Genomic DNA, 15389 nt, shown 5'->3' with positions numbered 1-15389 from the left:
CCAAAGCCTAGGGTCGAGCCGACTCGATCACTACTGTCAAACGTGACAGTAATTGAGATCAAAATCGCATAAAAGACGATGGATCTAATTCCAATGCCGAATGAGAAAGTGAAGGAAATGGGATGTTGAATGGAAAAGGCGTCGTGTGCTGACGACTTCGCGGGCTTGCCCGCGAAGCTTTTCAGTAAGGGATGCGAATCAAACCGAAGCCGGCAACGGCTGAAAACTGAAGTACTGCTTCAAGGCCTCGATCAGTTGCCCGTACTCCGGCGGCGGCCGGTGCAGGCTGAAGCCGGCGTCGTAGTGCCGGGGGGTGGCGTCCTCATGGCACCACAGGCAACACCCCGTGAGGTCGATCACCTGCTGGCAACCGTCGCCCGCGGGAATCTTCAGGCGCAGGCTGAATTCCGCCCCGATCATCATCGGCAACTGGCTGATGAGCATCAGCCCGTCTTCGGAGACGTTACCGAGGAAGCCGAGGGGCCGGTCGGTGACGCTGTTGAACACCCGCAAGAAATACGGCAATTGGTGCCGTTCGATCCGACGTTCGGTAAACATGAGCGTATCGCCACGCAAGGCCCTGTGCCCGGGCCGCACTGTGCTTCGGAACGGGTCACTGCCCAAGGCCCGCTCTCCCCGCTTCCGGTGTGACGGTCGCTGCATCGCCGTCACCTGACTACGGCCAGTCGCAGGTGTTGCTCCGGTCAGGTCCATGGCCGGACCGGAATGATTCGACTATAGCTCAGGTTGTACACGCCGACAGCTTTTGTATGACAACCGCCATCAGAAGCGGGTCGGACGCACCGGCGCAGCGGCGCTGCGGGTCGGGTAATGGCCCAGGCTCTGCAGGGTCTCCAGGCGCGCGCGGGCGCGGTAGGCGTATTCGCTGTTGGGGTACGAGGCGATGATGAACTGGTAGGTCTGGGCCGCGTCGATGAACATCTTCTGCCGTTCCAGGCACTGGCCGCGCATCATCGACACTTCCGGCCACACGTAAGGCCGGGCACGGCTGGCGCGCTCGACCTTGGACAGCTCGAGCATCACCTGCTCGCAGTTGCCCCGGTCGTAGGCGCTGTAGGCGTTGTTCAGGTGGTGGTTCATCGACCAACGGGTGCAGCCCGTCACGGCGAGGACGCTGAGGGCAAGGGCGGCAATGGGCAACAATCGCATGGGGGTTCTCCTGTCTTGAGCTCTGTATCGACCCGGGGCGGGAAATCTTCAGAACCGTTTGTGCCGATTGTCGCGTTCAAAAAAGAAAACGTTAAGTAGTGCAAACGAACAATGACTACACCCCAAGAGCATAGTAGCCTTCGCTGGCGCTTGAACCTGAGGAGTCTTTGCATGTCCGTCCGTCGTACCAAAATCGTCGCTACCCTTGGCCCGGCCAGTCACTCGCCGGAAGTTCTCGAACAGCTGATTCTGGCTGGCCTGGACGTCGCCCGCCTGAACTTCTCCCACGGCACCCCCGACGAGCACAAGGCTCGCGCCAAGCTGGTGCGCGACCTGGCCGCCAAGCACGGCCGCTTCGTGGCGCTGCTGGGTGACCTGCAAGGCCCGAAGATCCGTATCGCCAAATTCGCCAACAAGCGCATCGAGCTGAAGATCGGTGACACCTTTACCTTCTCCACCAGCCATCCGCTGACCGAAGGCAACCAGCAGGTGGTCGGCATCGACTACCCGGACCTGGTCAAGGACTGCGGCGTGGGCGACGAGCTGCTGCTCGACGACGGCCGCGTGGTGATGCGCGTCGAAACCGCCACCGCCACCGAACTGCACTGCGTGGTGACCATCGGCGGCCCGCTGTCCGACCACAAAGGCATCAACCGTCGCGGCGGCGGCCTGACCGCTCCGGCCCTGACGGACAAGGACAAGGCCGACATCAAGCTCGCCGCCGAAATGGAAGTCGACTACCTCGCCGTGTCCTTCCCACGTGACGCCGCCGACATGGAATACGCCCGTCAGCTGCGTGACGAAGCCGGCGGCACCGCCTGGCTGGTGGCCAAGATCGAACGCGCCGAAGCCGTGGCCGACGACGAAACCCTCGACGGCCTGATCAAGGCCTCCGATGCGGTGATGGTCGCCCGTGGCGACCTCGGCGTGGAGATCGGCGACGCCGAGCTGGTGGGCATCCAGAAGAAGATCATTCTGCACGCACGCCGCCACAACAAGGCCGTGATCGTCGCCACCCAGATGATGGAGTCGATGATCCAGAACCCGATGCCGACCCGCGCCGAAGTGTCCGACGTGGCCAACGCCGTGCTCGACTACACCGACGCCGTGATGCTCTCGGCCGAATCCGCCGCCGGCCAGTACCCGCTGGAAGCCGTGCAGGCGATGGCGCGCATCTGCGTCGGCGCCGAGAAGCACCCGACCGGCAAGACCTCCAGCCACCGCATCGGCAAGGAGTTCGAGCGCTGCGACGAAAGCATCGCGCTGGCGACCATGTACACCGCCAACCATTTCCCGGGCGTGAAGGCGATCATCGCGTTGACCGAGAGCGGCTACACCCCGCTGATCATGTCTCGCATCCGCTCGTCGGTGCCGATCTACGCGTTCACCCCACACCGCGAAGCCCAGGCCCGCGCAGCGATGTTCCGTGGCGTGTACACCATCCCGTTCGACCCGGCCTCCCTGCCGCCGAGCGAAGTCAGCCAGAAAGCCATCGACGAGCTGACCAAGCGCGGCGTGGTGGAGAAAGGCGACTGGGTCATCCTGACCAAGGGCGACAGCTACCACACCACCGGCGGCACCAACGGCATGAAGATCCTGCATGTCGGCGACCCGCAGGTCTGAGTGACCGCTCGCTGAAAACAAAAAGCCCCGGCCTCTGAGTGCCGGGGCTTTTTGTTTTCCGGTCCGGAAGGTGTGTTGGCTGTACCCACCCTATCGCCAGCAGGCTGGCTCCTACAGTTGGAATGCGTTCCCCTGTGGGAGCCAGCCTGCTGGCGATGAGGCCGGATGCCCTGATCAACATTTCAATGCCGTTTGATGAACCCGGTCAACGCCGCCAAGGCCTCCGGCGAGCGCAGCCGTTGGGTGAACAGCGCACCCTCCTCCTCGATCACCTGGCGGATCCGTTCGCGGTCCGGTGCCTTCATCAACCGCTTGCTGATGCGCACCGCTTCCGCCGGCAACTCGTCAAACCGCAAGGCCATCTCCCGTGCCTTGGCCAACGCCGCTTCGCCGCTGCCCAACGCCTCGCAGGCGATGCCCCACTGCGCCGCCTGCTCACCGGTGAAGCCTTCGCCGAGCAGCAACAGTTCGGCCGCCTTGGCGTGCCCGAGCAGACGCGGCAGGATCAGGCTGGAACCGAACTCCGGGCACAGGCCGAGGTTGACGAACGGCATGCGCAAGCGCGCATCGCGGCTGACGTACACCAGATCGCAGTGCAGCAGCAGTGTGGTGCCGATGCCCACCGCCGGTCCGGCCACGGCGGCGACCACCGGTTTGCGGCACTCCAGCAGGCTGAGCATGAAGTGGAACACCGGGCTGTCGAGGTCGTTCGGCGGCTGCTGGATGAAGTCGGCGATGTCGTTGCCGGCCGTGAAGCATTCGGCGCTGCCGGCGATCAGCACGGCGTTGATTTCCGGGTCGCTGTCCGCCTGCTTCAGCGCTTCGGCCAAGCAGCTGTACATGGCCCGGGTCAGGGCGTTCTTCTTGTCGGGGCGGTTGAGGCGCAGGGTGAGCAAACCGCACTCGCGCTGCAGCAGGACGGCTTCGGTCATGGCGACTCCCGGTCGGTGAGGATCCTTGTGGCTCGCGCTCAAGCGTGGCCGAGGAAGACGTCGGCCAGCAGTTGGTTGCGCGGCAGTCCGGCCAGGAACAGACGCTTGGAAAACGCATCGACGCTGGCGCTCGAACCGCAGACTAAGGCCAGGGTTTGCCGGGAAACAAGCCGCAGTTGCGCCAAAGCGGCGGGCGCCTCGGTCGCCGTCCACAGTTCGACGGACAGGTTTTCCCGCTGCGCGGCCAGGGCCTGCAACGGTTTGGCGAGGTAGTGCTGGGTCGCGTCATGGGCCAGGTGAATGACGCGGATGGCGCCCTGGTGATCCTGGCGCAGCGCCTCGCGCAGGATGCCGAACAACGGCGCCAGCCCGGTGCCGGCGGCCAGCAGCCACAACGGGCGCGCCTGCCAGTCCGGGTCGTAGTGCAGCGCGCCGCCGCGCAGCTCGCCCAGGCGCAGCGGATCGCCGAGGCGCAGGCGGCGGGCCGCGTCGCTGAACGCGCCCGGCAGCCGGCAATCGAGGTGGAACTCCAGAAAGCGGTCTTCCTGGGGCAGGCTCGCCAGCGAATACGGCCGCGCCACCGGCCCTGCCCACAGCACCAGATGCTGACCGGCGCGGTAGCGCAGCGGCTGTTGCGGGGTCAGGCGCAGGCGCAGGACGCTGTCGCTGAGCCAGTCCAGCGCTTCGACGACCGCCGGGCGACCGTCCACCACAGGATCGAACGCGTGCACCTGCAAGTCCTCGACCACCTGGCATTGGCAAGCCAGGCGCCAGCCCTCGCGGCGCTGATCAGCGCTCAACGCGTCCGGGCGGCTGTCGGCGGGCAGGCCCTGCACGCATTGCACCAGGCACGCATGGCAACTGCCGGCACGGCAACTGTAGGGCACCGCCACGCCGTTGCCGTTCAAGGCATCGAGCAGGTTGCTGCCCGCCGGCACCGACCACTGCCGCTCTCCCACCCGCAATTCAGGCATCGACGTTCTCCCATGCCGCCGCGCAGCGGTTGCGCCCGTCGCGCTTGGCCCGGTACAGCGCCTGGTCGGCGCGCTGCAAGGCGTCGTCCAGGTCGTCGCCCAGTTCCAGCAAGGTCATGCCCGCCGACAGGCTGAGGCTCTTCACGCTCAGGCCCACCAGCTCGACGTCCATGAAGGCGAGGCGCAGCCGCTCGCAGCAGGCGGTCAGGCGTTCGGCGTTGCAGTCGGGCAACAGCACCACGAATTCTTCACCACCGTAGCGGGCCAGCACGTCACCGTCGCGCAGGCAGGCCCCGGCCACCCCGGCGAACGCCTGCAGCACCTGGTCGCCGGCAGCGTGGCCGTGCAGGTCGTTGATGCGCTTGAAGTGATCAAGGTCGATCAGCGCCAGGCCATGCACCACCCCGGCCTCCATCGCGTTCAGCTCGCGGGAGGCCAGGCGCAGGAAGTGCCGGCGGTTGAACAGCCCGGTCAGTTCGTCGGTGGCCACCAGGTCCTCGAGCTGGCGCATCATCCCGCGCAGGGTGTCCTGGTGCGCCTGCAAGGCGAACCGCCGCTGGCGCATGCGCTGGCGGGAGGTCTGGACGAACCGCGCATAGATCACCAGCCACACCAGCACCATCAGCAGCACGCACACCTGCAGGGCCGCCAGCGCCGGATCCGGCAGGCGGAAGTGATAGCCGTCCCACAGGGTGATGGCGCAGAAGCTGAAGAAGACGAACGCCGTGCAGCGGATGAAGGCCCGGCGCGACAGGTGGAACAGGCCGAACAGCAGGATCAGCACATAGAACACCAGGAACGAACCCCGGGCCTGGTTCAGGTGGGCGATCAGCCACGTCTGCCAGCCGAGGCCGATCAGCACCTGCGCCTCGGTCAGGCTGGGGTCGGGAAAGCGCAGGTTGCAGCCGGAAAAGAACACGGCGAACAGGCTCGCCTGGCTGATCACCACCAGGGCGCTGCCGACGGCGACGCCGGTCAGGGAGTCGTCGTAGAGACCGCTGAAATACGCCAGCCACAGCAGCAGCAAAGCCAATCCGTAGGTGGCTGCGGCGAGGGCGAAGCGTTTGAGCAAAAGACGTTGAATGGCGTTATGGGTCAATCGTTGACTCACCGTGCGATGGAAGGCTGACCGAGTGTCCTACTCTACAGACCGGCTGCCACTTTAGTGGCGCGGCCGATAAATGACCATTGATTTTCGGGCCGGATAATTGGCGTCAAAAGCGTGTCCCGCCCCCTGCCCTGCGGCGGGCAAGCTCGCTCCCGCCCGGCTGCGCGGCAAGACGCGAAACCTGACATTCACTAACTGACCGGCACGCCGGCCCGGCATCCGCCCTCGCCACGGCATGCGACCAACGAATGACTGCCGGCGCGTGTCAGCTCCCGGGAGGCGCGGTATACTGCCGCGCCTTTTTAGCGTCGCGCCAGCAGCCCCGGCGTGCCTTGAAAGGTGTCTGCGACCGACCGATGCACCCAAGCCGCAGGCACCTTATTGAATGTTCCCGACTTTTAGAGGAGCGCGACTCATGACCGTGATCAAGCAAGACGACCTGATTCAGAGCGTTGCCGACGCCCTGCAATTCATTTCCTACTACCACCCCGTGGATTTCATCCAGGCGATGCACGAAGCCTACCTGCGCGAAGAATCGCCGGCGGCCCGTGACTCCATGGCGCAGATCCTGATCAACTCGCGCATGTGCGCCACCGGCCACCGGCCGATCTGCCAGGACACCGGCATCGTGACCGTGTTCGTGCGCGTGGGCATGGACGTGCGTTGGGACGGCGCGACCATGAGCCTGGACGACATGATCAACGAAGGCGTGCGCCGCGCCTACAACCTGCCGGAAAACGTCCTGCGCGCCTCGATCCTGGCCGACCCGGCCGGCAGCCGCAAGAACACCAAGGACAACACCCCGGCGGTCATCCACTACTCCATCGTCCCGGGCAACACCGTGGAAGTGGACGTGGCGGCCAAGGGCGGCGGCTCCGAGAACAAGTCGAAGATGGCCATGCTCAACCCGTCCGACTCGATCGTCGACTGGGTGCTCAAGACCGTTCCGACCATGGGCGCCGGCTGGTGCCCGCCGGGCATGCTGGGCATCGGCATCGGCGGCACCGCCGAGAAGGCTGCGGTCATGGCCAAGGAAGTGTTGATGGAATCCATCGACATCCACGAGCTGAAGGCCCGCGGCCCGCAGAACCGCATCGAGGAAATGCGCCTTGAGCTGTTCGAGAAGGTCAACCAGCTGGGCATCGGCGCCCAGGGCCTGGGCGGCCTGACCACCGTGCTCGACGTGAAGATCATGGACTACCCGACCCACGCCGCCTCCTTGCCGGTGTGCATGATCCCGAACTGCGCCGCCACCCGCCACGCGCACTTCGTGCTCGACGGCTCGGGCCCTGCCGCACTGGAGGCGCCGCCGTTGGACGCCTACCCGGAAATCGTCTGGGAAGCAGGTCCTTCGGCCCGTCGCGTCAACCTCGACACCCTGACCCCGGAAGAGGTGCAGAGCTGGAAGCCGGGCGAGACCGTCCTGCTCAACGGCAAGATGCTCACCGGCCGCGACGCGGCGCACAAGCGCATGGTCGAGATGCTGAACAAGGGCGAGACCCTGCCGGTGGACCTGAAGGGCCGCTTCATCTACTACGTCGGCCCGGTCGATCCGGTCGGCGACGAAGTGGTGGGCCCAGCAGGTCCGACCACCGCCACGCGGATGGACAAGTTCACCCGTCAGATCCTTGAGCAGACCGGTCTTTTGGGCATGATCGGCAAGTCCGAGCGCGGCCCGACCGCCATCGACGCGATCAAGGACAGCAAGGCCGTGTACCTGATGGCCGTCGGCGGCGCCGCCTACCTGGTGGCCCAGGCGATCAAGAAGTCCAAGGTGCTGGCGTTCGCCGAGCTGGGCATGGAAGCGATCTACGAGTTCGAGGTCAAGGACATGCCGGTCACCGTCGCGGTGGACAGCAAGGGTGAGTCGGTGCACATCACCGGGCCTGCGATCTGGCAGCAGAAGATCAGCGAAAGCCTGGCGGTGGAAGTGCAGTAAGCGCTTCGCCGCTGCATGAGAAGGCCGGCCCGTCGCATGACGGGCCGGCCTTTTTTTGTCCCGCTGAAAATGTGAGAGCCAGCCTGCTGGCGATGGCGGCGGGTCAGGCAACAGGGATGATGGCAGTGAAGGCCTCATCGCTGGCAAGCCAGCTCCCACAGGTTTTGTGGTGTGTCGGGATCTTGCGGGCAGCCGGGATCCCCTGTGGGAGCTGGCTTGCCAGCGATGGCGGTGGGTCAGGCAACTGAGATGCCGGCCGTACTGGCCTCATCGCTTGCAGGCAAGCCCCTACAGGGATTCGGGGTGAACACACAACTGTCAGACCTGACAGGTCACGGCCATCCGTTTTCCTGATAGCGTCGGTTCATTCCCCGCCAGGAAACGCTGGATCATGGCCGATCAAGACCTGAGCATCGTTACCCCCTCCATCGCCCAGAGCGCCTCGATCGCCACGATCGGCAAGAGCTGGGGAGCCGTCGGCCCCACCGGGGCGGCCTCGTTCGAACTGCCGCTGCCGCTGTCCGCCGGACGTGGCTTCGACCCGCAACTGACGCTGAGCTACAGCAGCCAGGCCGGCAACGGCCCGTTCGGCATCGGCTGGAGCCTGGCCGGCCTGCAGATCGCCCGACGCACCCACAAGGGCACGCCGCGCTACACCGACCACGACGAGATCGTCGGCCACGACGGCGAAGTGTGGATGCCGGAGCGCGACGAGCAAGGCCGAATCCGATCGCGCAGCGAGCGCCGCTACAACGGCCTGGACATCGGCCCGCACAGCGTCGTGCGTTTCTGGCCCCGGGTCGAAAGCGATTTTGCCCTGCGCGAGCGCTGGCAGCCGGACGACGGCCGCCCGCCGTTCTGGCTGATCCACGGCGCCGACGGCTCGCTGCAGATGTACGGCAAAACCGCGGCGTCGCGCCGAGCGGACGCAGACGACCCGGCGCGGGTGAGCGCCTGGCTGCTGTGCGAAAGCATGAACCCGCTGGGCGAACACCTCTGCGTCACCTGGAAGGCCGACGACCAGGATCCGGATCCCTTGCACGACTACCGAGCCCAGCGTTACGTGCATCAAGTGCTCTACGGCAACGTCACCGCCAGCAAGGACCTGTACCTCTGGCGCACGGACGATCCGGCAACCCTGGACTGGCATTTCCGCCTGCTGTTCGACTACGGCGAGCGCACCCGGGACCTGACGCAAAGGCCACCTTACGACGATCCCTCGCTGCAGCCCTGGCCGCTGCGGCCGGATCCGTTCTCGACCTTCGCCCAGGGGTTCGAACTGGGCACCCGGCGACTGTGCCGCCAAGTGCTGATGTTCCATCATTTTCCCGAGGAAACGGGCGCTGCGCCCGTGCTAGTCCGCCGCCTGCTGCTCGAATACACCCCGGACACGCCCGCCTGGTCCTACAGCCAGATCAGCGCCGCCCACTACCAGGCCTGGGACGCCAGCGGCGCGGTCGAGCACACCCCGCCGGTGGAGTTCGAACATTCACCGTTCACCCTCGACAAGACGCCCAGGCCGCTGCCGATGCAAGGCCCCCAGCCCGGCATCGAGGACGGCCGCGCCTACCAGTGCGTCGATCTGTACGGCGAAGGCGTGCCGGGGTTCCTCTGCCGCTACGATCAGGCCTGGCACTATCGCGAACCGCTGCGCGGCGAGTCGGACCCGCAGGCCATCGCCTACGGCCCCTGGACGTTGCTGGACAGCACGCCCGTGGCCGATGGCGGGAGCGCGGCACGTCAACTGCTCACCGACCTGACCGGCGACGGACGGCTGGACTGGATCACCGCCCGACCAGGCATGAACGGCTTCCGTACGCTGAACGCCGACCGCACGTTCGCCCCCTTCATTGCGTTCAACGCCTTCCCGGCGGAGTTCTTCCATACGCTGACGCAATTGGGCGACCTGTCCGGGGACGGCCTCGCCTCACTGGCCCTGATCGGCCCCCGCTCGGTGCGTCTGTACGCCAACCGGCGGGAGGCAGGCTTCGCCCCCGGCGAAGACGTCGCTCACCTGCCGGACGACGACCGCTTGCCGCTGTTCGGCCCGGCGCCGGACGAACTGGTGCTATTGGGCAACCTGCTGGGCAGCGACATGCCCGAGCTGTGCCGCATCCGCCATAACGAAATCAAATGCTGGCCGAACCTGGGCCACGGCCGGTTCGGCGCAGGCCGGGTCATCAGCGCGTTGCCCTTTGCCCATGATTCGTTCGACGTGGCGCACGTGCGCATCGCCGACCTCGACGGCTCCGGCGCGCCGGCGCTGGTCTACCTGAAGTCCGACGCCTTCGAGATCTACCTCAACCGCGGCGGCCGGGGACTGGAGCAAACGCCCGTCACGGTGCCGTGGCCCGAAGGCGTGCGTTACGACGCCTTGTGCCAGGTGACGCTGGCGGACCTTCAGGGCCTGGGCTGCGCCAGCCTGATCCTGACTGTGCCGCACATGACGCCCCGGCACTGGCGCTATGACTTCGTGTCCGCCAAGCCGTACCTGCTGACGGCCAGCAACAACAACATGGGCTGCAGCACCCGTGTGACCTACCGCAGCAGCGCCCAGGAATGGCTGGACGAAAAGCGCGACCGGCTCGGTGCGCACCCGGCCGTCCCTCCCGCCTGCCATCTGCCCTTCCCCGTTCAAGCGGTCAGCCGCCAGCTTCAGCTGGACGAAGTCACCGGCAATCGCCTGACCCAAGCGTTCACTTACCGCGAGGGTTTCTATGACGGCGAAGACCGTGAGTTCCGCGGGTTCGGCCACCTGCAGCAGTGCGACAGCGAGTCGGCCGGCGCCGACGACGATGCAGGCTTCACCGCACCGGTGCGACTGCACACCTGGTTCCACACCGGGCGAACCATCGACCGGCCGCGCGAAGGCTATTTCGACCGCGACCCCGAAGCCGTGCCGCTGGGCCCCACCGTGTTCAGCCGTTTCCACCAAGGCGACGAGTTCGACGAGCCCGTCGCACCGCCCGACGCCGACACCGAACACGCCATCGCCCGGGCGCTCGCCGGTTTGCCGGTCCGCAGCGAAACCTATGCCGAGGCGGACGACCCGGCCACGGCGCGGCCCTTTGCCGTGACCGAGCACCGTTACCGGGTGCGCGAGGTCCGGGCCAAAGGTTCCCACGATGCCTACGCGGTGCTGTTGCCGCTGACGCTGGAACAGCTCGACCATGCCTACGAGCAAGTGATCGAAGACCCGCTGAGCCGCCACGAACTGACCCTGCGCCACAACGCCTACGGCGCCCCGCTGCATGCCCTGACCGTGCATTACGCCCGTCGCCGCACCGAGGCCGACCCGCCGCCGTTCACCGACCCCGATGAGCAACAGTGGTGGCGCGACGCCCATGACCCGGCCCAGCAATCGTTCTACCTCAGCGAGACCCGCGCGCGCTTCATCGACCTGGACGGCGACCCGCAGCACTGGCGCCTCGGCCTGCCCTATCAGCAGCGCGGCGATGCGCTGGCGCTGCCCAAGGGCCCGTTGCCCGGTGGGCTGACGCCTGAGCAGGTGTCGTTCGAACGACTGCTGCAGCATCAGGACTCGCCCGAGTGGAACACCCGGCGCACCCTGACCCGCCAGACCGTGCAACGCTACCTCAAGACCGATGGCCAGACGCTCCTGCCCGACGGTCAGGCGGACTTCGAGGCCCTGGCCGCGCCCCTGGAACTGGCGCAGATGGACAAGACCGCCCTGGAGGCCTATGCGGACGTGCCGCCGCCGTTCGACATCCGTGCCGAACTGGCCGCCATCGGCTACGCCCCGATGCCGCTGCTGTTCGAGGGAGCGCCCTTGGCCGATGCGGAGGAAAACCTGTGGTCGGCCCGTTACGGGTTCGCGGCCTATGCTGCCGGCGAAGGGTTCCACCGGGTGCTCGACTACCACGAAACCGCGAGCCACGGCATCACCCGGGCCACCTACGACCCTTACCGCCTGGCGGTGGAGCGCGTGGTGTTGCCCGACGGCTGCACCACCCGGATCGAATACGACTACCACGCCCTGCAGCCGCTGCGCATCGTCGACGCCAACGACAACGTGCAGGAGGCGCTCTACGAACCCTCCGGCCAGCCGTTGGCCCTGAGTTTCCACGGCACGGAGAACGGCTTGCCGGCAGGCTTCAGCCCGTTGAGCGACTACGTGCGGCCGGAGGATCACCGACCGGCCCCCGCCATCGGAGATCCCGAGGGCGCCGTGCAGCAAGCCGCCAGCACCCTGCGCAAGGATCTGTTCAGCTGGATGGGCCAGTTGCCGCCGACCGCGACCGCTGACGCCGAGCGCTTTGCCCGATGGGTCGACGGCGGCCTGATCCTGCCCGACGGCCACATCCGCGCCAGCGCCCGCCGACGTCTGGCGCAAGCCACCGCACTGACGCCGGCGGAGCACGCGTTGGGCGAAGCCATCGCCCTTGTCCCCCGAGAGCCGGTGCACAGCGTCCTGCTCCGGGCCGACCGCTACCCCGATGACCCGGTGCCGGCGCAGATCCAGATCATCAAGACCTGCGTCGACGGCTTCGGCCGCCCCTTGCAGACCCAACAGCTTGTGGAGCCGGGATCCGCGTACGCGGTGGACGCCGACGGCTCGCTGATCATCGAGGACGGCCAACCGGTCGAGGTGCCGGCCGACCCGCGCTGGCGCATCAGCGAGCGGGTCGAATACAACAACAAAGGACTGGCCGTGAGACGGTTCCGGCCGTTCTTCGCCGACACCCACCGCTACGTCAACGATGCGTCGCTGCGCGAGCACGGTTTTTTCGATCAGCTGTTCTATGACGTGCTCGGGCGTCCGGTCCGGCTGGTCAACGCCAAGGGCCATTTCTCCCGTGAGACCTATCACCCCTGGTATCACATCAGCGAAGACTTCAACGACACCGACGAGCCGGGGCCGCAGCCATGAATGTGCATCGGCGTACGCCCGCCGTCACGGTGAACGACAGCCGCGGCCTGGCGGTTCGCCAGGTGGCTTACCTGCGCACGCTGGCCGAAGACACGCCGCTTGGCCTGGTGACTCGCCTGGGGTACGACGCGGCGGGACGGGTGATCGCGCAAAGGGATCCGCGCCTGGCGGTGCCCAACCTCGTCCACGTGTACGGACTGAACGATGCCCCCGTGAAGACCGACAGCGTCGACGCCGGCTGGCGCCTGATCCTGCCGGGGACCGCCGGCCAGGTTCTGCAGCGCTGGGATGCGCGCGGCTTTCACTGGCGCAGCGCCTATGATCCGCAGCTGCGTCTGGTCAAAGACGAAGAGACCCACGGCGCCGATGCCGAGACCTTCGTCCATGCCGATGCGTCGGCCGACGCCAGCCATAACCTGCGCGGCAGGACCGTCGAACAGACCGACCAGGCCGGCACCGTGCAATGGCCGAGCTTCGGCCTGCTCGGCGAGACGTTGGAGCAATCGCGCACCTTCGGCGACGACAACGCCTTCGTCACCCGCTGGCGCCACGGCCCGCTGGGCGCCCGGCTGGAACAGACCGACGCCGGCGGGCACCGGCAACAGACGGACTTCGACCTCGCCGGCCAACCGCGGCGGATGCGCCTGCGACTCAACGGCCAGACCGCCTGGCAGACGGTGCTGCTCGATGCCCGGTACAACGCCGCCGGGCAGATCGTCGAACAGCAGGCCGACAACGGAACGGCAGCCCATTGGACCTACGACCCGGCGGACGGACGCCTGATCCGTCAGCAGGCACAAGCCGGCGGGCAGGCTCCGCTGCAGGACTTCGGATACGAATACGATCCGGCGGGCAACCTCACCCGCCTCCTCGACCACGCCTTCACGCCCAGCCACTTCGCCAACCGTCGGGTCGACGGCCACCGCGCCTTCACCTATGACTCGCTGTACCGCCTGCACACCGCCAGCGGTCACGACGACGCACCGCCCTCGGACATTCCCGGCCTGCCGCAACCGACCGACCCCGCCGACCGGCGCCCTTACGTGCAGACCTACGACTACGATCACGGCAACAACCTGATCCGGCTGCGCCACGTGCGCGACGGCGCCAACCACACCCGCCGAATGTTCATCGACCCCGCCAGCAACCGCGGCGTGCGCTGGGCCGAAGGCGACCCTGAGCCGGCCATCGGCAGCCTGTTCGACCGCCACGGCAACCTGCTGGCGCTGCAACCCGGCCAGCCGCTGCGATGGAACGCCCGCGACCGCCTGGACACGGTCACCTTGGTGCAGCGCCCGTCCGGGCCCGACGACGAGGAACGCTACCGTTATAGCCAGGGCGTGCGGGTCTTCAAGCGCCATGAGTTCCACAACGCCGCCAACCTTCACTTCCATGAGGTGCGCTACCTGCCGGGGCTGGAGATCCGCACGAAGGACAACGGCGAAACGCTGCACGTCATCACCCTCGCCACAGGCATAGGCAACGTGCGCTGCCTGCATTGGGAGAGCGGTCAGCCGCCCGGCATCGACGCCGACCAATTGCGCTACACCTTGAGCGACCACCTGGGCTCCTGCGTCATGGAACTGGACGCCCGAGCGCAGCTGATCAGCCACGAAGGCTATTACCCGTTCGGCGCCACCGCCTGGATGGCCGCCCGCTCAAGCCTTGAGGTCGGTTACAGAACGATCCGCTATTCGGGCAAGGAAATGGACGTGAGCGGGTTGTACGACTATGGCGCCCGCCAGTACGCACCGTGGCTGCAGCGCTGGGTCGCCGCCGATCCTGCCGGGAGCGTGGACGGGCTGAACCTCTACGGGTTTGTCGAGAACAATCCGTTGCGGTTCATCGATGCAGCCGGGCAGAGCAAGGAAGAATGGCAGATCATCAGATATTCGCAGTTCATAACCGAACTCGGCACCGAAGCCGCCACCGCGCTGGATCAGATCTATAACGTGTTCACTCAGTCCGGCACGGGCAAGGAAATGCTGAAAAACCTCCTCGGCGAATCCGTTGCAGGGTTGGCCGGATTTTATGGCGGCTTCGGCGCAGGCGAGATTTTCGGTGCACTGGCGCCTGAAGTGAACGCCATCCCCTTTGTGGGCGGCATCATCACCGGCAATGCCGGCGGTGACGTCGCTACAGATACCCAAAACGCTTCTACTCCCAGCCCCCGCTGGATCCGGCCGCTCATTCCGCAGACATCGGCCATGTCGGTCGCCGCCATCGACCGCAGGCTGGGTTTCACGCCGGACAAGGCCCGCTTGTCCCCGACCGACACCGCAAACCTTTTCCTGAACAGAGTCGTCGGTACCGTGGTTCCCGCCATGAATGTGTTCTTGAACATGGGCTCCAGAAGTCAGGAAGCCGAAGACATCAAAAACCGACTGAGTCCGGTGAAGATCAACAAAATCGAAACCATGCTAGCCGACTGGCGGAGTGCGCTGGACGAGCGCTGGGACTCTGTCCAGCAAGCCTATGCAGTGCTGCAAAGGACTACCGTCCACCCTGGCGATGTGCTGCCCAATGTCAACAACATGACCTCCCGGGAAGACTTGGCACCGATCCGACAAGCAGACCTGCAAGGAAGAACCAAAGACATCCATGCAATCATCGACCGTGCACAGAAACTGATGAGCGCATACAAAATTCAAGGCACCACCGACAATCAGTTCCTGCTGGCACAAGAGCGCCGAACCTCGAAAAGCGTCAAAAGGCATTGATCCCGCGGGGGGGCCTGTCACCTATCCGCACT

General features: G+C 66.2%; 9 protein-coding genes. 4 read left to right on the top strand and 5 right to left on the bottom strand.

Annotated elements, in window-relative coordinates; genetic code table 11:
- Positions 1 to 198: 198 nt before the first annotated feature.
- Together CAG31_RS09835 and CAG31_RS09830 are read right to left on the bottom strand one after the other, a co-directional pair.
- Positions 199 to 558 carry a PilZ domain-containing protein gene (locus CAG31_RS09835; protein ID WP_085580384.1) on the bottom strand — a complete coding sequence of 120 codons (360 nt, stop codon included), beginning with the start codon at positions 556 to 558 and terminating at the stop codon, positions 199 to 201.
- Between the two features lie 225 nt (positions 559 to 783).
- Positions 784 to 1170 (bottom strand): tol-pal system YbgF family protein, encoded by a 387-nt coding sequence (locus CAG31_RS09830; protein ID WP_085580382.1) that lies wholly within the window; start codon positions 1168 to 1170, stop codon positions 784 to 786.
- A gap of 171 nt (positions 1171 to 1341) precedes the next feature.
- On the opposite strand from CAG31_RS09830, the gene pyk reads away from it, so the two are divergent.
- Complete coding sequence (gene pyk / locus CAG31_RS09825) at positions 1342 to 2793, top strand: pyruvate kinase (RefSeq protein WP_085580379.1); 1452 nt, start codon at positions 1342 to 1344, stop codon at positions 2791 to 2793.
- A 182-nt stretch (positions 2794 to 2975) separates the two neighbouring features.
- Here pyk and CAG31_RS09820 read toward each other — a convergent pair whose 3' ends face one another.
- From CAG31_RS09820 to CAG31_RS09810, 3 genes are read right to left on the bottom strand one after another with little or no spacing between them, the layout of a single operon-like run.
- Positions 2976 to 3725, bottom strand: coding sequence for an enoyl-CoA hydratase-related protein (locus CAG31_RS09820; RefSeq protein WP_085580376.1), 750 nt, complete (start codon positions 3723 to 3725; stop codon positions 2976 to 2978).
- A gap of 38 nt (positions 3726 to 3763) precedes the next feature.
- Positions 3764 to 4699, bottom strand: a complete 936-nt coding sequence (locus CAG31_RS09815) for an iron-sulfur-binding ferredoxin reductase (RefSeq protein WP_085580374.1) — start codon at positions 4697 to 4699, stop codon at positions 3764 to 3766.
- Complete coding sequence (locus CAG31_RS09810; protein ID WP_085580372.1) at positions 4692 to 5798, bottom strand: diguanylate cyclase; 1107 nt, start codon at positions 5796 to 5798, stop codon at positions 4692 to 4694. The genes CAG31_RS09815 and CAG31_RS09810 overlap by 8 nt, the downstream gene beginning before the upstream one ends.
- 424 nt (positions 5799 to 6222) lie before the next feature.
- Here CAG31_RS09810 and CAG31_RS09805 point away from each other — a divergent pair, with 424 nt between their 5' ends.
- The 3 genes from CAG31_RS09805 to CAG31_RS09795 all read left to right on the top strand — a co-directional run bounded on the left by CAG31_RS09805 (position 6223) and on the right by CAG31_RS09795 (position 15357).
- A complete protein-coding gene (locus CAG31_RS09805) occupies positions 6223 to 7746 on the top strand; it encodes a fumarate hydratase (RefSeq protein WP_085580370.1) in 1524 nt (507 codons plus the stop codon).
- A 391-nt stretch (positions 7747 to 8137) separates the two neighbouring features.
- On the top strand, positions 8138 to 12637 hold the full coding sequence (locus tag CAG31_RS09800) for a SpvB/TcaC N-terminal domain-containing protein (protein WP_085580368.1): 4500 nt from the start codon (positions 8138 to 8140) through the stop codon (positions 12635 to 12637).
- Positions 12634 to 15357 (top strand): RHS repeat domain-containing protein, encoded by a 2724-nt coding sequence (locus CAG31_RS09795; RefSeq protein ID WP_085580366.1) that lies wholly within the window; start codon positions 12634 to 12636, stop codon positions 15355 to 15357. The genes CAG31_RS09800 and CAG31_RS09795 overlap by 4 nt, the downstream gene beginning before the upstream one ends.
- The last annotated feature ends 32 nt before the right edge of the window (positions 15358 to 15389 follow it).

Source organism: Pseudomonas sp. R25(2017) (genome assembly GCF_002112565.1).
GTDB lineage: Bacteria > Pseudomonadota > Gammaproteobacteria > Pseudomonadales > Pseudomonadaceae > Aquipseudomonas > Aquipseudomonas ekonensis.
The sequence above is the reverse complement of the archived record's forward strand: the minus strand, read 5'-3'. Positions and strand labels throughout refer to the sequence as shown.

Excerpts from the sequence above, each read along its gene's own strand:
- CAG31_RS09800 (WP_085580368.1), top strand. The coding sequence starts at position 8,138 with ATGGCCGATCAAGACCTGAGCATCGTTACCCCCTCCATCGCCCAGAGC.
- CAG31_RS09830 (WP_085580382.1), bottom strand. The coding sequence starts at position 1,170 with ATGCGATTGTTGCCCATTGCCGCCCTTGCCCTCAGCGTCCTCGCCGTG.
- pyk (WP_085580379.1), top strand. The coding sequence starts at position 1,342 with ATGTCCGTCCGTCGTACCAAAATCGTCGCTACCCTTGGCCCGGCCAGT.
- CAG31_RS09815 (WP_085580374.1), bottom strand. The coding sequence starts at position 4,699 with ATGCCTGAATTGCGGGTGGGAGAGCGGCAGTGGTCGGTGCCGGCGGGC.
- CAG31_RS09835 (WP_085580384.1), bottom strand. The coding sequence starts at position 558 with ATGTTTACCGAACGTCGGATCGAACGGCACCAATTGCCGTATTTCTTG.
- CAG31_RS09820 (WP_085580376.1), bottom strand. The coding sequence starts at position 3,725 with ATGACCGAAGCCGTCCTGCTGCAGCGCGAGTGCGGTTTGCTCACCCTG.
- CAG31_RS09805 (WP_085580370.1), top strand. The coding sequence starts at position 6,223 with ATGACCGTGATCAAGCAAGACGACCTGATTCAGAGCGTTGCCGACGCC.
- CAG31_RS09795 (WP_085580366.1), top strand. The coding sequence starts at position 12,634 with ATGAATGTGCATCGGCGTACGCCCGCCGTCACGGTGAACGACAGCCGC.